This is a genomic window from Paraburkholderia graminis (assembly GCF_003330785.1).
Lineage (GTDB): Bacteria > Pseudomonadota > Gammaproteobacteria > Burkholderiales > Burkholderiaceae > Paraburkholderia > Paraburkholderia graminis.
Window position 1 is genome coordinate 1,254,203 of sequence record NZ_CP024934.1, and the last position, 19,450, is coordinate 1,273,652.

Annotated in this window: 17 protein-coding genes; 14 read left to right on the forward strand and 3 right to left on the reverse strand. The window is 65.7% G+C overall.

What is annotated here, in order from left to right:
- Positions 1-84 precede the first annotated feature (84 nt).
- From CUJ91_RS05680 to CUJ91_RS05745, 14 genes are all read left to right on the forward strand, one after another.
- Positions 85-474 (forward strand): methylglyoxal synthase, encoded by a 390-nt coding sequence (locus CUJ91_RS05680; protein WP_006048247.1) that lies wholly within the window; start codon positions 85-87, stop codon positions 472-474.
- A gap of 101 nt (positions 475-575) precedes the next feature.
- Complete coding sequence (locus CUJ91_RS05685; protein WP_029969831.1) at positions 576-1,550, forward strand: quinone oxidoreductase family protein; 975 nt, start codon at positions 576-578, stop codon at positions 1,548-1,550.
- A gap of 187 nt (positions 1,551-1,737) precedes the next feature.
- The gene (locus CUJ91_RS05690) at positions 1,738-1,848 is read left to right on the forward strand and encodes a hypothetical protein (RefSeq protein WP_006048245.1); all 111 of its coding nucleotides are present in this window, start codon (positions 1,738-1,740) and stop codon (positions 1,846-1,848) included.
- Positions 1,845-1,937, forward strand: coding sequence for a K(+)-transporting ATPase subunit F (kdpF, locus tag CUJ91_RS05695; protein ID WP_006048244.1), 93 nt, complete (start codon positions 1,845-1,847; stop codon positions 1,935-1,937). Before CUJ91_RS05690 ends, kdpF begins: the two co-directional genes overlap by 4 nt.
- Positions 1,934-3,739 carry a potassium-transporting ATPase subunit KdpA gene (gene kdpA, locus CUJ91_RS05700; RefSeq protein WP_114156014.1) on the forward strand — a complete coding sequence of 602 codons (1,806 nt, stop codon included), beginning with the start codon at positions 1,934-1,936 and terminating at the stop codon, positions 3,737-3,739. The genes kdpF and kdpA overlap by 4 nt, the downstream gene beginning before the upstream one ends.
- Before the next feature lie 35 nt (positions 3,740-3,774).
- Positions 3,775-5,898: a potassium-transporting ATPase subunit KdpB gene (kdpB, locus tag CUJ91_RS05705; RefSeq protein ID WP_114156015.1), complete on the forward strand. Its 2,124-nt coding sequence runs from the start codon at positions 3,775-3,777 to the stop codon at positions 5,896-5,898.
- A 28-nt stretch (positions 5,899-5,926) separates the two neighbouring features.
- The gene (kdpC, locus tag CUJ91_RS05710; protein WP_006048240.1) at positions 5,927-6,505 is read left to right on the forward strand and encodes a potassium-transporting ATPase subunit KdpC; all 579 of its coding nucleotides are present in this window, start codon (positions 5,927-5,929) and stop codon (positions 6,503-6,505) included.
- Positions 6,506-6,649: 144 nt separating this feature from the next.
- Complete coding sequence (locus tag CUJ91_RS05715) at positions 6,650-9,538, forward strand: sensor histidine kinase (RefSeq protein WP_029969825.1); 2,889 nt, start codon at positions 6,650-6,652, stop codon at positions 9,536-9,538.
- Positions 9,531-10,229 carry a two-component system response regulator KdpE gene (kdpE, locus tag CUJ91_RS05720; RefSeq protein ID WP_053857805.1) on the forward strand — a complete coding sequence of 233 codons (699 nt, stop codon included), beginning with the start codon at positions 9,531-9,533 and terminating at the stop codon, positions 10,227-10,229. The genes CUJ91_RS05715 and kdpE overlap by 8 nt, the downstream gene beginning before the upstream one ends.
- Positions 10,230-10,352: 123 nt before the next feature.
- The gene (gene sugE, locus CUJ91_RS05725; protein WP_006048237.1) at positions 10,353-10,673 is read left to right on the forward strand and encodes a quaternary ammonium compound efflux SMR transporter SugE; all 321 of its coding nucleotides are present in this window, start codon (positions 10,353-10,355) and stop codon (positions 10,671-10,673) included.
- Positions 10,674-10,939: 266 nt separating this feature from the next.
- Entirely contained in the window at positions 10,940-11,551 is a 612-nt protein-coding gene (locus tag CUJ91_RS05730; RefSeq protein WP_006048236.1) for a DUF4126 domain-containing protein, read from the forward strand.
- Entirely contained in the window at positions 11,548-14,130 is a 2,583-nt protein-coding gene (locus tag CUJ91_RS05735; protein ID WP_114156016.1) for an ABC transporter permease, read from the forward strand. Before CUJ91_RS05730 ends, CUJ91_RS05735 begins: the two co-directional genes overlap by 4 nt.
- Positions 14,131-14,153: 23 nt before the next feature.
- Positions 14,154-14,567: a group II truncated hemoglobin gene (locus CUJ91_RS05740; RefSeq protein WP_114156017.1), complete on the forward strand. Its 414-nt coding sequence runs from the start codon at positions 14,154-14,156 to the stop codon at positions 14,565-14,567.
- A complete protein-coding gene (locus CUJ91_RS05745; protein WP_114156018.1) occupies positions 14,560-15,240 on the forward strand; it encodes a DUF924 family protein in 681 nt (226 codons plus the stop codon). The genes CUJ91_RS05740 and CUJ91_RS05745 overlap by 8 nt, the downstream gene beginning before the upstream one ends.
- 32 nt (positions 15,241-15,272) lie before the next feature.
- On the opposite strand, the gene CUJ91_RS05750 is transcribed toward CUJ91_RS05745, so the two are convergent.
- The 3 genes from CUJ91_RS05750 to CUJ91_RS05760 all read right to left on the reverse strand — a co-directional run bounded on the left by CUJ91_RS05750 (position 15,273) and on the right by CUJ91_RS05760 (position 19,444).
- The gene (locus CUJ91_RS05750; protein WP_114156019.1) at positions 15,273-17,432 is read right to left on the reverse strand and encodes an ArnT family glycosyltransferase; all 2,160 of its coding nucleotides are present in this window, start codon (positions 17,430-17,432) and stop codon (positions 15,273-15,275) included.
- A 507-nt stretch (positions 17,433-17,939) separates the two neighbouring features.
- Positions 17,940-18,686, reverse strand: a complete 747-nt coding sequence (locus tag CUJ91_RS05755; RefSeq protein WP_114156020.1) for an SDR family oxidoreductase — start codon at positions 18,684-18,686, stop codon at positions 17,940-17,942.
- 173 nt (positions 18,687-18,859) lie between these two features.
- Positions 18,860-19,444 (reverse strand): LOG family protein, encoded by a 585-nt coding sequence (locus CUJ91_RS05760; RefSeq protein ID WP_006048230.1) that lies wholly within the window; start codon positions 19,442-19,444, stop codon positions 18,860-18,862.
- Between the last annotated feature and the right edge of the window lie 6 nt (positions 19,445-19,450).

Here is a 19,450-nt window from a genome sequence, read left to right on the forward strand (position 1 = left end):
CCTGCCCGACAAGCAGCCCAGCAGTCAGCAATTCAAGCAGCATCACAACAACGACAATCACAACGGTTTCAGGAGTCTTACGACATGACCACCCGCATTGCGCTGATCGCGCACGATCACAAGAAGGACGACATCGTCGCGCTGGCCGGCGAATACGTCGACACGCTGCGGCGCTGCGACATCATCGCGACCGGCACGACGGGCGGACGCATCAGCGACGCGCATGGGCTGCAGGTCGAGCGCATGCTGTCGGGCCCGCACGGCGGCGACCTGCAGATCGGCGCGCAACTCGCGGAAGGGCGCGTGGACATGGTGATCTTTCTGCGCGATCCGATGACGCCGCAACCGCACGAGCCGGACATCAACGCGCTCGTGCGTGCGTGCGACGTGCACAACATTCCGTGCGCGACGAACATTTCGACGGCGCGCATGGTGCTCGACGCGCTCACGCTGCGTATCACGCAGCAGGTTTGACGCCGCACGCGCGTGGCTGATCGGCAAACACTCATTGGCAACATTCAACGGCAACATTCAACGGCAACATAAATAGCCGGCATTCCATCAAGGAGACGTGAATGGTCAAGGCAATCCGATTCGATCAAACCGGCGGTCCCGAGGTCATGAAATGGGTCGACGTCGAAGTGGGCGACCCCGGCCCCGGCGAGATTCGCATTCGTCAAACGGCGGTCGGGCTCAACTATATCGACGTGTACTTCCGCACCGGCCTGTATCCGCTGCCGTTGCCGGGCGGCCTCGGCATGGAAGCCGCCGGCGAAGTGATCGCGCTCGGCTCGGGCGTGAGCGATCTGAAAACCGGCGACCGCGTCGCGTATGTGGCGAGGCCGCCCGGCGCGTATGCGCAGGAGCGCGTGCTGCCGGCGGCGCAGGTCATCAAACTGCCGGATGCGGTCAGCGACGAACAGGCCGCCTCGGTGATGCTGCAAGGTCTCACCGCGCAGTATCTGCTGCGCCGCACGTATCGGGTGAAGGCCGGCGACACGATCCTGATCCAGGCCGCGGCGGGCGGCGTCGGCCTGCTGGTGTGCCAGTGGGCGAAGGCGCTCGGCGCGACTGTGATCGGCACGGTCGGCTCGGACGAAAAAGCGGAGATCGCGAGAGCGCACGGCTGTGACCACGCGATTGTCTATACGCGCGAAAACTTCACGAAGCGCGTGCGCGAGATCACCAACGGCGCGGGCGTGCCGGTGGTGTACGACTCCATCGGTAAAGATACGTTTGCGGGTTCGCTCGATTGCCTCGCGCCGCTCGGCATGTTCGTGAGCTTCGGCAATGCGTCGGGGCCGTTGCCGCCGATCGACTCGTCGGAATTCGCCGGACGCGGCTCGCTGTTCTTCACGCGCCCGACGTTGTTCACGTATATGGGCAAACGCAGCGACTACGAAGCGATGGCCGCCGAACTCTTCGACGTGCTGGTTTCCGGCAAGGTGAAGACGAACATCAACCAGCGCTACGCGCTTGCCGACGTCGGTCAGGCGCATGCGGACCTCGAGGCGCGCAAGACCACGGGTTCGACGATACTGCTGCCGTAGTTTTAGTTTTCCCGAAGTTTCGCGTTTCACAGGAAGGGCCGCTCCATCTCGCGATGGAGCGGCCCTTTTGCATTGCGAGTCTCTCCGTTTACGCGATTTTTATACGGCCTGTACAAGCTTTGATCGGGCCTTTACGCGCGCGCGCCTATCGTTGCGGCTATCCAAAGTCCGTCAATGGAGAACAACAATGGATGTGCTGTACGTCGGAGCCATCGCGCTCTTTGCCGCGCTGACCTTTGCATTGATCGCCGGTTGCGAGAAGCTGCTGCTCTCCCGCAGACAGGGGGCGCGCTCATGAACTGGATGCTGTGGATGTCGGGTGCGGCGACCGCGCTGCTGTTCGCGTACCTGGTCTATGCGCTGTTGCGCGCGGAGGACATCGAATGAATTCGAACAATGTCCTGCAAGCCGGGCTCTTTATCGTCGTGCTGCTCGCTGCGGCCGTGCCGCTGTCGCGCTATCTCTGCGGCGTGATGGACGGGAGTTCGCGCGTGCTGCGCGTCGGCGGACCAATCGAGCGCCTGTTGTATCGCGCGGCCGGCGTCGATCCGTCGAGCGAAATGAGCTGGAAGCATTACGCGGTCGCGGTGATCGCGTTCAACGCGCTGGGCGTCGTGTTTCTCTATGCGCTGTTGCGCGTGCAGGGCTGGCTGCCCGGCAATCCGCAGCAGCTTGGCGCGATGACCGTCGACGGTGCGTTCAATACGGCGGTCAGTTTCGTGACCAACACGAACTGGCAGGACTACACGCCGGAGCAGACAGTCGGTTATCTCACGCAGATGCTTGGCCTGACCGTGCAGAACTTCTTGTCGGCGGCAACCGGCATCGTCGTCGTGATCGCGCTGATTCGCGGCTTCGCGCGCCATACCGCGCAAACCATCGGCAACTTCTGGGTCGACCTGACGCGCGTGACGCTTTACGTGCTGCTGCCGATGTCGGTCGTGTTTGCCGCGCTGCTGATGAGCCAGGGCGTGATCCAGAACTTCAAGAGTTACGAAGACATTCCCACGTTGCAGACGACGACCTACGCCGCGCCGAAACTCGACGCGCAAGGCAATCCGTTGAAGGATGCCAAGGGCAATGCGCTGACGGTCGACACGCCGGTTAAAACGCAGACCATCGCGATGGGCCCGGTTGCGTCGCAGGAAGCGATCAAGATGATCGGCACGAATGGCGGCGGTTTCTTCAACGGCAATTCGGCGCATCCGTATGAAAACCCGACGCCGTTCTCGAACTTCCTGCAAATCTTCGCCATCCTGATCATTCCGTCTGCGCTCGCTTTGGTGTTCGGCCGCATGATCGCGGATCGCAAGCAGGGCGTCGCGGTGCTGGCCGCGATGACGATTGCATTCGGCGTCTGCGTGTTCGGTGAAATCGGCGCCGAACAGAGCGGCAATCCGGCGTTCGCCGCGTTGCACGTCGATCAGTCGGCGAACGCGATGCAGTCGGGCGGCAACGCCGAGGGCAAGGAAACGCGCTTCGGTATCGCCCAATCCGGCATCTTCACGATTGCGACGACGGCGGCTTCGTGCGGCGCAGTCGCGAATACGCACGACTCGTTGACGCCGATCGGCGGCCTCTATCCGCTGCTGTTGATGCAGCTTGGCGAGGTCATCTTCGGCGGTGTGGGCTCGGGTCTTTACGGCATGCTCGTGTTCGCGCTGCTCGCGGTGTTCGTCGCGGGTTTGATGATCGGCCGCACGCCCGAGTATGTCGGCAAGAAGATCGAAGCGTATGAGATGAAGATGGTCTCCATCGTCGTGCTGCTGACGCCGCTGCTCGTGCTGGTGGGCACGTCGATCGCGGTGCTGAGCGAAGCGGGCAAGGCCGGCATCGCCAATCCGGGCCCGCACGGCTTCTCCGAAATCCTCTACGCGTTCAGCTCGGCGGCGAACAACAACGGCAGCGCGTTCGCGGGCCTCACGGTGGGCACGCCGTTCTACAACTGGCTGACCGCCATCGCGATGTGGTTCGGCCGCTTCGGCACGATCGTTCCCGTGCTCGCGATTGCCGGCTCGCTCGCCGCAAAGAAGCGCATCGGCGTGACGGGCGGCACATTGCCGACGCATGGGCCGCTTTTCGTCGTGCTGTTGCTCGGCACGGTGCTGCTGGTCGGCGCGCTGACGTACGTGCCCGCGCTTGCGCTCGGGCCCGGCGTCGAACATCTGATGATGATGGGCGCGCATTGACGCGGCCATGAGTCAACGCGACATTCGAGGATTCAATGACTGAACACAATGCAACGATGTCCATGTTCGACCCGGCGCTGCTGCGCCCGGCGATCGCGGATTCATTCAGGAAGCTCACGCCGCGCACGCAATTCCGCAACCCGGTGATGTTCTGCGTGTACGTGGGCAGTATTCTGACGACGGTTCTCTGGATCGCCGCGCTCGCCGGCCAGGCCGAGGCGCCCGCGGGTTTCATTCTCGCGGTCACGCTGTGGCTGTGGTTCACGGTGCTGTTCGCGAACTTCGCCGAAGCCCTCGCGGAAGGCCGCTCGAAAGCGCAGGCCGCGTCGCTTCGCAGCGCGAAGAAAGACGTGATGGCGAAAAAGCTCAACGAGCCGCATCCGAAGTCGCCGATCCGCATTGTCACGGCCTCGGACTTGCGCCGCGGCGACGTGGTGCTGATCGAAACCGGCGACGTGATTCCCGCCGACGGCGAAGTGGTCGACGGCGTCGCATCCGTCGACGAATCGGCGATTACGGGCGAATCCGCGCCCGTGATTCGCGAGTCGGGCGGCGACTTTTCGTCGGTGACGGGCGGCACGCGCGTGCTGTCCGACTGGATCGTCGTGCGCGTCACGGCGAATCCCGGCGAGGCGTTTCTCGACCGCATGATCGCAATGGTCGAAGGCGCGAAGCGTCAGAAGACGCCGAACGAAATCGCGCTGACCATCCTGCTGGTCGCGCTGACGATCGTGATGCTGCTCGCAACCGCGACGCTGTTGCCGTTCTCGATGTTCTCCGTGGAAGCCGCGCATCTGACCAATTCGGCGGGCCACGTGGTGACGATTACCGCATTGGTCGCGCTGCTCGTGTGCCTGATTCCGACCACCATCGGCGGATTGTTGTCGGCGATCGGCGTGGCCGGCATGAGCCGCATGATGCAGGCGAACGTGATCGCGACCTCGGGCCGCGCGGTCGAAGCGGCCGGCGACGTCGACGTGCTGCTGCTCGACAAGACCGGCACGATCACGCTCGGCAACCGTCAGGCGTCGCTCTTCATTCCCGCGCCTGGACTCACGGAAGAAGCGCTCGCGGACGCGGCGCAGCTTTCGTCGCTGGCCGACGAAACGCCTGAAGGCCGCAGCATCGTCGTGCTGGCGAAGCAGCGCTTCAATATCCGGCAGCGCGATATGGCCTCGCTGCACGCGGAGTTTCTCGCGTTCACCGCGCAAACACGGATGAGCGGCGTCGATCTTGCACCAAAAGGCACGTCTGCCGATGCGTCTCGCCGCGAGATTCGCAAGGGCGCCGCGGACGCGGTCAAGCATTACGTCGAAGCCAACGGCGGCCGTTTTCCGAACGAAGTCAGTCAGGCGGTGGCCGAGGTCGCGCGGCGCGGCAGCACGCCGCTCGTGGTCGCGGAGAAAGGCGAGCAGGGCGCGCGCGTGCTCGGCGTGATCGAGTTGAAGGACGTGGTCAAAGGCGGCATCAAGGAGCGCTTTGCCGAGCTGCGCAAAATGGGCATCAAGACCGTGATGGTGACGGGCGACAACCGGCTGACGGCTGCGGCGATTGCGGCGGAAGCCGGCGTCGATGATTTCCTCGCGGAAGCCACGCCCGAGGCGAAGCTCGCGACGATTCGCGCGCACCAGGCCGAAGGCCGGCTCGTGGCGATGACCGGCGACGGCACCAACGACGCACCTGCGCTCGCGCAGGCCGACGTCGCCGTCGCAATGAACACCGGCACGCAGGCCGCGAAAGAAGCGGGCAACATGGTCGACCTCGATTCGAATCCGACCAAGCTGATCGAGATTGTCGAGATCGGCAAGCAGATGCTGATGACGCGCGGCTCGCTCACCACGTTCTCGATTGCCAACGATCTCGCGAAGTACTTCGCGATCATTCCGGCCGCGTTCGCGACCACCTACCCGGCGCTCAATGCGCTGAACGTCATGCATCTCGCGACGCCCGCGTCCGCGATCATGTCGGCGGTGATTTTCAATGCGCTGATCATCGTGCTGCTGATTCCGCTCGCGCTAAAGGGCGTGCGCTATCGCGCGCTCGGCGCGGCCGTTCTGTTGCGACGCAATCTGCTCGTGTACGGACTCGGCGGAATCGTGGTGCCGTTCATCGGCATCAAGTTGATCGATATGGTGCTGGCCGCATTCGGCTGGGTTTGAAGCGGCTTGTCTTGAAGGAGTGATCGTCATGAAGAATTTGTTGCGTCCGTTGCTCGTTATTTTTGCGGTGCTGAGCGCCGTGACCGGTCTCGCTTATCCGGCGGTGATGACCGCAGTGGGTCAAACGCTCTTTCGCGACCAGGCGAACGGCAGTCTGATCGAGCGCGACGGCAAGGTCGTCGGCTCGAAGCTGATCGGTCAGCAGTTCGACGCGCCGCAGTACTTCTGGGGACGGCTGTCGGCGACGAGCCCGATGCCGTATAACGCGCAGGCTTCGGGCGGCTCGAACCTCGGGCCGACGAATCCGGCGTTGCTCGATGAAGTCAAAGGCCGCATCGACGCGTTGAAGGCAGCGGGCACCGACATGTCGGCACCTGTGCCGGTCGATCTCGTGACATCGTCGGGAAGCGGACTCGATCCTGAGATCAGCCCGGCGGCTGCCGCGTATCAGATCGGACGCGTCGCGAAAGCGCGCGGACTTGCGCCGAACGAAGTAGAGGCGCTGGTCGACCGTTATACGAGCGGGCGGCAATTGGGCATGCTCGGCGAGCGGCGCGTGAACGTGCTGCAACTGAATCTTGCGCTGGATGAGATGAAGCGCGGCTGAGCGCGTCGCTGACGCACAATGCCGGCGATTGCACGCGGCTTCGGCCACAAGCCCATTTGCATCTGATTTGCGGCCGGGCCGCCGCCGTGCCACCATTGCACGCACCGCCGCGCGCCCACCATCAAAACATCAAAGCATTCACGCATGAACCGCCCCGATCCTGACGAACTGCTCGACAAGCTGCAGCGCGACGAACAAAAGCGTCAGCGCGGCAAGCTGAAGATTTTCTTCGGCGCATCGGCGGGCGTCGGCAAGACGTATGCGATGTTGCAGGCGGCGCGTCGCCGTCGCGACGAAGGTGCGGACGTGGTCGTCGGCATCGCCGAAACGCATGGGCGTGGCGAAACGGCGGCGCTGCTCGAAGGTCTCGACGTGCTGCCGCTCGCGCACATCGAGTATCGCGGCCGCAAGCTCGGCGAGTTCGACCTCGACGCGGCGCTGGCCCGCAAGCCGCAACTGATACTCGTCGACGAACTCGCGCATTCGAATGTGCAAGGCGCGCGGCATCTGAAGCGCTGGCAGGACGTGTATGAACTGCTCGACGCCGGCATTGATGTGTACACGACCGTCAACGTTCAGCACCTCGAAAGTCTGAACGACGTGGTGGGGCAGATCACCGGCATTCGCGTGTGGGAGACGGTGCCCGACCGCGTGTTCGATCGCGCCGACGAAGTCACGCTGGTCGATCTGCCCGCCGAGGAATTGCTCGATCGCATGCGCGACGGCAAGGTGTATCTCGCGCAGCAGGCCGAGCGCGCGGTGCGCAACTTCTTTCGCAAAGGCAATCTGATCGCGCTGCGCGAGCTTGCCTTGCGACGTACGGCCGATCGCGTCGACGCGCAAATGCGTGAATATCGCGCGGACCGTTCAATCGAGCGAATCTGGCAGGCGCGTGAGCGCTTGCTGGTGTGCGTCGGCCCCGGTCCCGAAGCGCCGATGCTGGTGCGCGCGGCGGCGCGTCTTGCCGCGAGCCTCAAGGCCGACTGGATCGCCGTGTATGTCGAAACGCCCGCGCTGCAGCGTTTGCCCGACGCGCGCCGCGAACGCACGCTCAACGCATTGAAGCTCGCCGCGGAACTCGGCGCGGAAACGGCGACGCTCGCGGGCGCTGACGCGGTGGCCGCGCTGACCGGTTATGCGCAGGCGCGCAATGTGTCGAAGCTGGTGGCGGGCGCATCGGCACGCACCGGCATCCGGCGCTGGCTGCGCCGGCCGCTTGGTGAGCGTCTCGCCGAACACGGCGGTCATGCGGACGTCACGCTGATTCGCGCTTCGTCCGATAGCGGCGGCGACCACGAGCGCCGCCTGCTGAGCACGACGGCCAACGCATGGCGCGACGCGTTGAGCGCCGCGCGCGAGCGCCGCTCGCCGCCGCGTGCGTACGGTTGGGCGCTCGCGATATGCGCGGGCATCACCGCGGTGGCGAGCCAACTGAACGAGCGCATCGATCTGACGAACCTCGTCATGCTGTATCTGCTCGGCGTGATTTTCGCGGCGGTGAAACTCGGGCGCGGGCCCGGCGTGCTGCTGTCGTTCATGAGCGTCGCCGCGTTCGACTTTTTCTTCGTGCCGCCGCGCCTGTCGTTGTCGGTGTCGGACACGCAATATCTGCTGACGTTCTTCGGCATGTTGCTGACTTCGCTCGTGATCAGCCATCTCACGTCGAGCTTGCGGCGCGAAGCGCGGATCGCGCGGCGCCGCGAGCAGCGCACCGGCGCGATGTATGCGATGGCGCGCGAACTCGCGGCGGCGCTGACCACCGAGCAGATCGTCGGCATCGGCAGCCGTCACGTGAGCGAAGTGTTCGGCGCGCGCGTCGCGATCCTGTTGCCGGACAGCGCGGACCGCGTGAAGCAGAAGATCGAAGACCCCGACGCGGCCATCACGCTCGAAGGCGAACTGCTCGATACCGACGTCGGCCAGTGGGTCTACGATCACGAGAAGCCGGCCGGCCACGGCACCGACACCCTGCCGGCCGCAGCCGCGCTGTATCTGCCGCTGAAGGCGCCGATGCGCACGCGCGGTGTGCTCGCGGCCGTGCTGCGCGACGAGCGCGAGCTGAACGCGCCGGAGCAGCAGCGCATGCTCGACGCGTTCGCCGCGCAAATCGCGCTCGCGCTCGAGCGCGTGCATTACGTGGACATCGCACGCGACGCGCTCGTCAATATGGAATCCGAACGTTTGCGAAACTCGTTGCTGTCCGCGATTTCGCACGATTTGCGTACGCCGCTCACGACCATCGTCGGCTTTTCGTCGATGCTGGCGCAATCGCGCGAACACGCGGCCGACGCGCGGCGCGACGACGAGCTCGTGGACGCGATCCATGAAGAAGCACTGCGCATGACCGGCATCGTGACCAATCTGCTCGACATGGCGCGCCTGCAGGCGGGCAGTCTGCAATTGAACCGGCAATGGACGCTGCTCGAGGAAACCGTGGGCGCCGCGCTGCGTGCGTGCAAGCGCGTGCTGAGCGGGCATCCGGTGCGGGTCGAACTCGCCGCGGATTTGCCGCTGCTGCAGCTCGACGCCGTGCTGATGGAGCGGCTCTTCTCGAACCTCTTCGAGAACGCGGCGAAATACACGTCGACGGGCACGCCGTTGACGATCGGCGCGCAGCGTTTCGACGCGGACGGCAAGTCGTTCGTGCGCGTGACCATCGACGATAATGGGCCGGGTTTGCCCGCCGGCATGGAGACTCGCGTGTTTGAGAAGTTCACGCGCGGCGAGAAGGAATCGGCGAAGCCGGGCATCGGGCTCGGTCTCGCGATTTGCCGCGCGATTGTCGAAGCGCATGGCGGCAGCATTGGGGCGGTGAATCGCATGTCGGCGGGAACGGACGAGGCGGCGGGCAGCCGCGTCGAAGGCGCGCGTTTCTGGTTTACGCTGCCGGTTGAAACGCCGCCGGACGTGCCCGACCTGCCCGAAGCCGCCGACGCGCCAGATGCGCCCGACGCACTGCAAGACCAATCCGCCGAAGACCGATCCGCCGACAACATGAACCCGAACCCGCTTGCCAAACCGACCCATGAGTGACCCGAGCATCACCGTCGTTCTGATCGAAGACGAAAAGCAGATCCGCCGTTTCGTGCGGACCGCGCTCGAAGACGAGGGCATCGTCGTGCATGACGCCGAGACCGGCAAGCAGGGTCTCGTGGAGGCCGCGACGCGCAAGCCCGACCTCGTGATCGTCGATCTCGGCCTGCCCGATACCGACGGCCTCGACGTGATCCGCGAATTGCGCGGCTGGAGCGAACTGCCGGTGATCGTGCTGTCGGCGCGCACGCAGGAAAGCGAGAAAGTCGCGGCGCTCGATGCCGGCGCCGACGATTACCTGACCAAGCCGTTCGGCGTCTCGGAACTGCTCGCGCGGATTCGCGCGCACCTTCGGCGGCGCAATCAGGGCGGCGCGAACGAATCGCCGCAGGTGCGCTTCGGCGCGGTGAGCGTCGACCTCGCGTTGCGCCAGGTCACGCGCGACGGCGCGGCGGTCCATCTGACGCCGATCGAATACCGGCTGCTCGCGACGCTCGTGCGCCACGCCGGCCGCGTGCTGACGCACCGGCAACTGTTGCGCGACGTGTGGGGGCCGTCGCACGTGGAGAGCTATCACTATCTGCGCATTTATATGGCGCATCTGCGCGGCAAGCTCGAGCGCGATCCGGCGCAGCCCGAGCATATCGTCACGGAGACGGGCGTCGGCTATCGGCTGGTCGGCGTCCTGTGAGCAGGGCGGCGACTTGCGGGCGCGCAGCAAGATGGTGCAGGCGTCGTTATAATTACGGACCGTAAGGACGACCTTACGCCATTTACAAACGGGGACGGCCCCATCTGATCATGGAGCTGTTTCATGTCCTGGATTCTTCTGTTCATCGCCGGTCTGCTCGAAGTCGCGTGGGCGGCCGGTCTCAAGAGTTCCGACGGTTTCACCCGGCTGTGGCCTTCTGTCTTCACCATCGTCACGGCGCTCGGCAGCTTTATCCTGCTTGCGATGGCGATGCGGCAGTTGCCGCTCGGCACGGCCTACGCGGTCTGGACCGGCATCGGCGCCGTCGGCGCCTTCGTTTTCGGCATCGTGATGATGGGTGAAGCGCTCACGGCCGCGCGCGTGGCGAGCGCGGCGCTGATCGTCGTCGGGCTGATCGGGCTCAAGCTCTCGTCCGGGCATTAAGCGCGCTGCATCAGAACGCGCATCGGCATACTCACGCGCCGGTCGCTACCGGCGCGGCCTTTGCCTCTGCTGCATAGTCCGCCAATTTGCAAGCCACTCTGCGTTCTGCGAATTAACGTGGCTATAATGAGATGGAAACCAATCTGAAATTGCCCGCGGCCTGCCCGGCGCGGCCGGCTTGGCGCGGGTCTGACGACTTCGGTGCGGCGGCTCATCCCTGATTGCCCCCGAAGCGCCCGGCACGCACAGCGCGCCTGGAGGCGGCCATGCTTGAATCACTTTCGCTTGCTGCGGGGCTCTCATGGGGCAGCGGCCTGCGCCTCTATCTGACGGTCCTGCTGGCCGGCGTGTTCGAGCGCCTCGGTCTGATTCATCTTCCCGATACGTTGTCCGCGCTGTCCTCGCCGTGGGTGATCGGCGTGGCGGGCGTGCTCACCGTCACCGAATTTCTCGCCGACAAGATTCCCGCGTTCGATTCGCTATGGGACGCGATTCACACCTTCATCCGCATTCCGGCCGGCGCCGTGCTCGCAGCCGGCGCGTTGGGCCATGCCGATCCGGCGCTGCTGACGGTCGCCGCGCTCGCGGGCGGCACGCTCGCGGGCACCGCGCATCTGACGAAAGCGGGCACGCGCGCGCTCATCAATCTGTCGCCGGAACCGGTGTCGAACGTCGTCACGTCGACGGCTGAAGATGGTTTCGTGTTCGGCGGCATTCTGCTCGCGCTGTTCGTGCCGCTGCTGTTTCTGGTGCTGATCGTGGGCTTTCTGGTGCTCGCCGGCTGGGTCTTGCCGCGTCTGTGGCGCGGCGTGCAGGGCGGTTTTCGCGGCATGGCGACGCATATGGTGTCGCGCCTTGCGAGGAGCAGGCACGATTGAGCGATACGGCCGGACGTTCCACGGCGCGGGTCGCCGTCCCCGCGGCGCGCCGCTTTAGCGTCGGCGATCTGCTGCGCCAGGCGCTGCGCATGACGGCGCGCGACTGGCGCGCCGGCGAACTCACGATGCTGCTGCTCGCGCTCGTGCTCGCCGTGGCGGCGCTCGCGAGCGTCGGCTTTCTCGCCGACCGCTTGCATCAGGGCCTGGAGCGCGACGCGAGACGCATGATCGCCGCCGACTTCATCGTGCGCGCCGATCATCCGGTCGATCCGCAGTTCGCGCGCGAGGCCGCGGCGCTCGGCCTGAATACCGCCACCACGGCGATCTTCCCCAGCATGATCAACTCGAGCGGCGCGCAGCCGGTGTCGCGGCTTGCCGCGATCAAGGCGGTGTCGCCGGGTTATCCGTTGCGCGGCGCGCTGCGCATCGCGCCCGGGCCGGGCGCCGCGGATCGCGCCGCGCAATCCATTCCGCCGCCGGGTACCGTGTGGGTCGATCAGCAATTGCTCGACGCGCTGAAGGTGCGCGTTGGCGACACCGTGAAGGTCGGCAACCGCAGCTTCACGATCGGCGCGATGATCACGCGCGAACTCGACCGCGGCTTCTCGTTCGTCAACTTCTCGCCGCGCCTGATGATGCGCGCCGATGACGTGCAGTCCACCGGCCTCATCACGTTCGGCAGCCGCGTGACGTACCGGCTGCTGGTGGCGGGCGCGGATCCAGCGGTCGCGCGTTTCGCGCAGTTCGCACACGGCAGGGTGGACGGCGGCAAGATGCGCGGCGTCGCGCTCGAATCGTTGCAGGACGGCCAGCCGCAAGTGCGTCAGACGCTCGATCGCGCCGGTCATTTCCTCACGCTCGTGTCGCTGTTGACCGCGCTGCTCGCGGCCGTGGCGATTGCGATGGCCGCGCATCGGTACATGCGCCGCCATCTGGACGGCTGCGCGGCGATGCGCTGTCTCGGCGTCAGTCAGTCCACACTGCGGGCGCTGTTTACGCTGGAATTCGTGGGCGTCGGCGTGGCGGGCGGCGCGCTCGGCGTGGCGCTCGGCTTTCTCGGCCATCTCGCGTTGCTGACGTCGCTCGGCAGTCTGATCGACGTCGAATTGCCGTACCCGACGGCATGGCCCGCGCTCCAGGGCATTGCGGCCGGTCTCGTGCTGCTGCTCGGTTTCGCGCTGCCGCCGCTGCTGCCGCTGACGCGCGTGCCGCCGGTGCGCGTGCTGCGCCGCGAGTGGGGCGAGGCGGGGCGCACCGCGTGGGCCGCGTACGCGCTCGGCATCGTGTTGTTCGCGGCGCTCCTGATCGTCGCGGCGGGCGAGTTGAAGCTCGGCGGCATCGTCGCGGGCGGGTTCGCGGGCGGGCTCCTGGTGTTTGCGTGCATCGCGCGGCTCGCGCTGTGGGCGGCGGCGCGCGCGGTGCGCAGCGAGCGCGTGAATGCGGGAATCGGCTGGCGTTACGCGCTGGCGTCGCTGGAGCGGCGCAGCGGCGCGAGCGCGCTGCAGATCACGGCGCTCGGCATCGGCCTGATGTGCCTGCTGCTGATCGCGATGACGCGCAACGACCTCGTGGCCGGCTGGCGCAAATCGACGCCGCCCGATGCGCCGAACGAATTCATCATCGACATTCAGCCGGATCAGCGCGAACCGGTCACGCACTATCTCGACACGCACGGCGTGCCCGGCACGGTGCTCTCGCCGATGGTGCGCGGCCGGCTCACCGCGATCAACGGCAAGCCGGTCAATCCGGATTCGTTCAAGGGCGACGACGCGCGACGGCTCGTCGACCGCGAATTCAATCTGTCGTACACGACGCAGTTGCCGGACGACAATCGCATTTCCGCCGGCACCTGGTACGGCGACACGAAGGCTCCGCAGATTTCGATCGAAGAAGGCCTGGCGAAGCTCATCAACGTGAAGCCCGGCGATGTGCTGCGTTTCGACGTGACCGGCTTGCAGATCGACGCGCCCGTGACGAGTGTGCGCAAGCTCGACTGGGGTTCGTTCAAGGTCAACTTCTTCGTGCTGATGCCGCCCGCCGCGTTGCAGGATTTCCCGGCTACGTTCATCACCAGTTTCCATTTGCCCCCGGAAAAACGCGCGACCATCGACGGTCTGATCGCCGCCTATCCGAACCTCACGGCCATCGACACCGGTCCGATTCTCGCGCAGGTGCAGCGCGTGCTGCAGCAGGTGATCGGCGCGGTGCAGTTCCTGTTCGCGTTCACGCTCGCCGCGGGCGTGCTGGTGCTGTACGCCGCGCTCGCCGGCACGCGCGACGAGCGTATGCGAGAATCCGCGCTGCTGCGGGCACTCGGCGCGTCGCATCGCCAGGTGCGCGCGGTGCAGATCGCGGAGTTCGTCGCGGTCGGCGCGCTTGCCGGCCTGATGGCCGCGATCGGCGCGCAGGTGATCGGCTGGATTCTGGCCACGCGCGTGTTCCAGTTCTATCTGGACTTCAACCCGTGGCTGCTGCCGGCGGGAATCGCGGCCGGCATCGCGTGTGCGTCGGTCGGCGGCTGGCTGAGCTTGCGGCATGTGTTGTCGCGTCCCGCGTTGCAATCGCTGCGGGACGCCTGATTATTTTCCGTTGATGAGTGGTTATGAGTGAGATCGACAACGAAGTCTCCGCGGCGCAGCCGACGGCCTTCGAACTGGTCGGCGGCGAAGCGCGCGTGCGCGAACTCGTCGACCGTTTTTACGACCTGATGGACCTTGAAGCCGAGTTCGCCGGCATTCGCGCGCTGCATCCCGAATCGATGGACGGTTCGCGCGACAAGCTGTTCTGGTTTCTGTGCGGATGGCTGGGCGGCCCCGATCATTACATCAGCCGCTTCGGGCATCCGCGGTTGCGCGCGCGGCATTTGCCGTTCGCGATTGCATCGAGCGAACGCGATCAGTGGCTGCGCTGCATGGCCTGGGCGATGGAAGACGTCGGGCTTGCCGAGCCGCTCAGAGAGCGCCTGCTTGGTTCGTTCTTCGAGACGGCCGACTGGATGCGCAACCGCAATGGTTGACGCTGAACGCGCGGCGCCGCCTCGCACGCCGGCGGATCTCGCCGCTTACAGCGCGCTCGATCCGCGAGCGCGCGAGGTGCTCGACTGCTGGTTCGGCGCGCCCGATGCGCCGGGCTTCGGCGAGGCGCGCAAGCAGTGGTTTTCCGCCGACGAATCGTTCGACGCGATGCTGCGCGAACGTTTCGGAACCCTTATCGATGCGGCGCGCGACTCGCGCCTCGACAGTTGGACGGCCACGCCGCTCGGCGCGCTTGCGCTCGTGATCGTGCTCGATCAGTTTTCGCGCAACTGCCATCGCGACACGGCGCGTGCGTTTGCCGCCGATCACAAAGCGTTGGAGATCGCGCAGCAGATGGTGGCGAGCGGTGCGGATCGGCTGTTGCCGAGCGCGCATCATCGCGCGTTTGCCTATCTGCCGTTCGGACACGACGAGGCGCCGGCGAGCCAGCGGGAGTCGCTGCGTCTTTTTAAAGCGCTCGCCGGGGAGCCTGGTGGCGAGTCGTATTATTCGTTCGCCGTTAGGCATGCGGAGATCGTCGAGCGCTTTGGGCGCTTTCCGCATCGCAATGCGCTGCTTGGACGGGAATCGACGGCGGAGGAAATCGCGTTTTTGCGCGAGCCAGGGTCGTCGTTTCAGTCGCGGCGGGCGAGGAAGCGGGCGCGCGGTAGTTAGCGGCGTGCCGCACAGCGCCGCCCGGCGTCTGGTTACCGACCGTCAACCGCAGCCGGCACCGTCGGCGTGCGCACAAAGACGCGCAACAACTCGTCGGTATCGCCGGGACGCGCGCCCGACCAGAATAGCCGCCAGTCGCCCGTCGGTTGAAGTGCGTTGTTGCGGCGGCTTTCGACGATCAGCCATGTGCACTCGGTCGTGCGCGGGTTCGCGGTCGGCTGATGCTCGATGTCCGTGTAGTAGTCGAGCATCGGCGCCTCGGATTCGCCGAACCCGACGCTCGCCATGCAATCGCCGTCGTTCCATTGCGCGCTCAGCGCGGCGCCGAGGTTCTCGAACACCGAGCGGTAGCTTTTCGCGTAGTCGAGCCACGGCAGCAGCAGCGTGCTCACGAGTCCCCACGCGACGATCGCGCCCGCGCACCAGCTCAGCACACCGCGCCATTTGCCCGCGTACTTGAAGGCGGGCAGCAGCCAGAGCCAGCCGAGCGTCATTAACAACGCAGCCGCGATCAGCGCGGGTTTCATCGGCAATACCCAGTCGAGCGGCAGCCATCGGCCGAGGCGGTGCAGCGAAGCATGCGTGTTCGCGGGACTGCTCATGATCGACCACACGATCCACGCGAGCGCCGCCACGCTGCCGAACAGCACGCGGCTCGCCATGTCCCACACTACATGCAGACGCGGCGGCAGGCGCTCGACGCCTTGCATTGCCAGCAATGCGAGCGGCGCGATGAACGGCAGGATGTACAGCTCGCGGATCGTCGCCGAGCTTTGCAGCACGGCGAAGCCGACACCCGCGAAGATCGCCGGCAACGCGACGCGCGGATCGCGCCAGCGCCGCCATGCGCCGCCGGCGAGCGCGGCCAGCGCAAGCGGCGCGACTGGGAAGCCGACGCTTAGGACCGTGCGCAGCACGAAGAGCCGGCTTTCGCTTTCGGAGCCGAGTTCGGCAACCGAAAAACCAAAAAAGCGGCCGACGTTGTTATCCCACAGCCACACCTTGAAGAGCGCCTCGGAGCGCAGATAGAAGCAGATCGGCCAGATCAGCGCGAACGGCGTGCAGACGAGCGCCGCGACGCCGAGCGCGGCGGCGAAACTGCGGCTGCGGCACGCGCGGTAGAGCGCGAACACTGCGCAGACGGTCGCGCCGAAAACCAGCGGCACAAACAGGCCCTTGGCGAGAAACGATACGCCGACGCCCGCGCCGAACATCGCCGCGCCGCTCAGGATCGCGTGCCGGCGCTCGCGTGCGGCGTCGGCGGAAAGGCGGTCTTGATCGCCGTCGTAATGAAGATGCGCGAGCACGAGTTCGAACAATCCGCAGAAGCCGATCGCCGCGCCGGCCATCAACGCGACGTCGGTCATCATGTCGTGCACGTGCTTGACGACGACGAGCGTGCCGCCGAACAGCGCCAGCGTGCCGATCACGCGCACGTCGAACCAGCTCGGCGCATTCACCGCGCGGCGCGCGACGCGGGCGGTGTAGTAGACCGTCAGGCCCGCGAACAGCGCACTCGCGAGCCGCGCCGCGTCGTGCAAGGGCAGGTAGCGGCCGAACATCCATGCGAGGCCCGCGGCCACCCAGTCGTAGACAGGCGGTTTTTCGACGAACGGCTGGCCGGCGTTGGTCGGCACGACGAGATCGCCGGTGTCGAGCATGTGCTGGACGATGCCGAACGTGTAGGTTTCGTCCTGCTTCCACGGATCGTGTCCCAAGGTGCCGGGCAGCAGCCACGCGCAGAGGATGGCGAGGGCGATCAGGTACGTTAGCGGGCGTGAGGCGCTGAGCGCGTGCCAGCGCGGGGCGCGGCTGTTGCCGTTGCTGTTGCTGTCGTTTGAGTGGTCCGCCGGCGGTGAGCCGATGGTGGGTTCGTTGCCTGCGGCGGGTGCGTGAGGTTTGGAGGGCTTGGCTGGTCGGGCTGGGGCCGCGGCCTCGGCGGTCAGGGCTTGGGCCGTATTGGGACTGTTTGCGGCAAGGTCGGCCGAGCGCGCATGCTCGGCACTGTCGATGAGACCGGCCATGTGCGCTTGCGGCGCGTTGTCGATGAGGCTGGCCATGTGTGCCTGCTGTGCGCTGTCGATAACGCTGGCCACGCGCGCTTGCGGCGCGCTATCGACAACGCCGGCCGGCGCGGACACCGCTGCCGCGGCGTTCCCGTTGCGCCACGGTGCGGAAGGTTTTTCTTGCATGAAACGAATCTCTGGTCGCGGTGCGCGGCAGCATCGCGCGCACGATGTTCTGGCTTGCGTCGCACGAGGCCGCGCGATTCCCGCGATTGTAGTCTCCGATTATTACGACCGATTACACGTGCGACGCCGCACGGATGCGGCGATTGCGCCTGTCGTGGCGGTGGATATAGCGGGCAGTGGAAGCAACGCGAGGCTTATCTAGGAGCGCCGCGTGAGCCGACGGACGGAGAGCGGAAAGAGGGCGGAAGGGATGAGGAAGGAGCGCTTAACGGAGGCGGAAGGAGCGCTTAACGGAGGCGGAGAAAAGCCGAATGCATTGCAGAAAGAGCGCCGAAGTAAGGCGAAAAAAAACCGGAAAGATTGCAACGAAACGCGGAAGAAATGCGGAACGAAGGCGAAAGAACGAAGGCGAAAGAACGAAGGCGGAAGAACGAGGCGAAAGAACGAAGGCGAAAGAACGAAGGCGAAAGAACGAACGCCGAACAACAGCAGACCAACCCCCGCCGCCTAACGCCCCCCAGCGACATCCACAACCGCCCCAGTGACATACGACGCGGCGTCACTCAACAACCACACGATGGTCTCAGCCACTTCATCAGCCCGGCCCGGACGGCCCAATGGCGTCGCCGCGCCGAGTTGCGCCGCACGCTCGGGCTTGCCGCCGCTCGCGTGGATTTCGGTATCGATGAGCCCAGGCCGCACTGCATTGACACGCACGCCGCGCGGCCCGAGTTCCTTCGCGAGGCCGAGCGTCATCGTATCGACTGCGCCTTTGGAGCCTGCGTAGTCGACGTATTCGTTGGGCGAACCCAAACGCGCCGCCGCCGACGACACATTCACGATCACGCCGCCCACGCCGCCGCGATCCGTCGACATGCACCGCGCGGCTTCGCGCGCGCACAGATAGGCGCCGAGCACGTTGACGTCGAACATGCGCGTGAGGCGTGCGAGATCCATATCGGCAAGCGGCATGGACGGCGCGACGATGCCCGCGTTGTTGACGAGCGCGTCGAGCCGGCCGAATTTCTGCACGACCGCGTCGAACATGGCGATGACGTCGGCTTCGTTTGCGACGTCGCCGGCAATCGGCAGCGCGCGTCCGCCGGCTCGCTCGACTTCAGCGACGGTTTCCTCGGCGGCCGCGAGATTCCGCGCGTAGTTCACGCCCACCGACCAGCCGCGCGCGCCGAGCAAGCGCGCGGTCGCGCGGCCGATGCCGCGGCTGCCGCCGGTGATGAGAACGGTTTGAGTCATCGCAACCTCGACATGCCAAGTAGAGTGAGCGCTGGAAACGCAGCGGGACAAAACGCAGCGGGAAAAAACCCAACGAAAAGCGAGGCAGAAAGCGAAGCTAAAAAACGAGAGCAAAGCCGAGAACGCACGGAGAAACCCGCGGCGCTCTCAGCCGCAAGCGCAGCCGCCCCCGCTCAAACCGCTTCCCGCTTAACCGCCCACTTATCCGCAACCGGCGGCTGATACCGTTGCAGCTTGCCGATCAGCGTGGCCGCATCGGAGTCGATCTGCAGGATATCGACATACGTCTGCCGCATGAAGCCTTCGTCCACCGTGTGCTGCAAGAGCTTCATCAACGGATCGTAAAAGCCGTCGATATTGAGCAGCGCCACCGGCTTGTGGTGGTAGCCGAGCTGCGCCCACGTGTAGACCTCGAAGAACTCTTCGAGCGTGCCCGCGCCGCCCGGCATCGCGACAAACGCATCCGAGAGATCGGCCATCATCTTCTTGCGATGATGCATGTCGGGCACGACGTGCAACTCCGTCAGGCCGTTATGACCGACTTCCTTGTTGACCAGCAGCTCGGGAATCACGCCGATCGCGCGGCCGCCTTCGGCCATCACCGTGTCGGCGATCACGCCCATCAGCCCGACCTTGCCGCCGCCATACACAAGCGCCAGATCGGCTTCGACCAGCGCGCGGCCGAACGCACGCGCGGCCTCTGCATACAACGGTTTGGCTCCATTCGCGGAGCCGCAATACACACACACCGACTTCATGAAAAA

Bases quoted from the DNA above. Each gene is read 5' to 3' on its own strand.
- CUJ91_RS05715 (WP_029969825.1), top strand. From the start codon at position 6,650: ATGAACCGCCCCGATCCTGACGAACTGCTCGACAAGCTGCAGCGCGAC.
- CUJ91_RS05685 (WP_029969831.1), top strand. From the start codon at position 576: ATGGTCAAGGCAATCCGATTCGATCAAACCGGCGGTCCCGAGGTCATG.
- CUJ91_RS05680 (WP_006048247.1), top strand. From the start codon at position 85: ATGACCACCCGCATTGCGCTGATCGCGCACGATCACAAGAAGGACGAC.
- CUJ91_RS05690 (WP_006048245.1), top strand. From the start codon at position 1,738: ATGGATGTGCTGTACGTCGGAGCCATCGCGCTCTTTGCCGCGCTGACC.
- CUJ91_RS05755 (WP_114156020.1), bottom strand. From the start codon at position 18,686: ATGACTCAAACCGTTCTCATCACCGGCGGCAGCCGCGGCATCGGCCGC.
- kdpB (WP_114156015.1), top strand. From the start codon at position 3,775: ATGACTGAACACAATGCAACGATGTCCATGTTCGACCCGGCGCTGCTG.
- CUJ91_RS05740 (WP_114156017.1), top strand. From the start codon at position 14,154: ATGAGTGAGATCGACAACGAAGTCTCCGCGGCGCAGCCGACGGCCTTC.
- CUJ91_RS05750 (WP_114156019.1), bottom strand. From the start codon at position 17,432: ATGCAAGAAAAACCTTCCGCACCGTGGCGCAACGGGAACGCCGCGGCA.
- CUJ91_RS05745 (WP_114156018.1), top strand. From the start codon at position 14,560: ATGGTTGACGCTGAACGCGCGGCGCCGCCTCGCACGCCGGCGGATCTC.
- kdpA (WP_114156014.1), top strand. From the start codon at position 1,934: ATGAATTCGAACAATGTCCTGCAAGCCGGGCTCTTTATCGTCGTGCTG.
- kdpC (WP_006048240.1), top strand. From the start codon at position 5,927: ATGAAGAATTTGTTGCGTCCGTTGCTCGTTATTTTTGCGGTGCTGAGC.
- sugE (WP_006048237.1), top strand. From the start codon at position 10,353: ATGTCCTGGATTCTTCTGTTCATCGCCGGTCTGCTCGAAGTCGCGTGG.
- CUJ91_RS05760 (WP_006048230.1), bottom strand. From the start codon at position 19,444: ATGAAGTCGGTGTGTGTGTATTGCGGCTCCGCGAATGGAGCCAAACCG.
- CUJ91_RS05730 (WP_006048236.1), top strand. From the start codon at position 10,940: ATGCTTGAATCACTTTCGCTTGCTGCGGGGCTCTCATGGGGCAGCGGC.
- kdpF (WP_006048244.1), top strand. From the start codon at position 1,845: ATGAACTGGATGCTGTGGATGTCGGGTGCGGCGACCGCGCTGCTGTTC.
- kdpE (WP_053857805.1), top strand. From the start codon at position 9,531: ATGAGTGACCCGAGCATCACCGTCGTTCTGATCGAAGACGAAAAGCAG.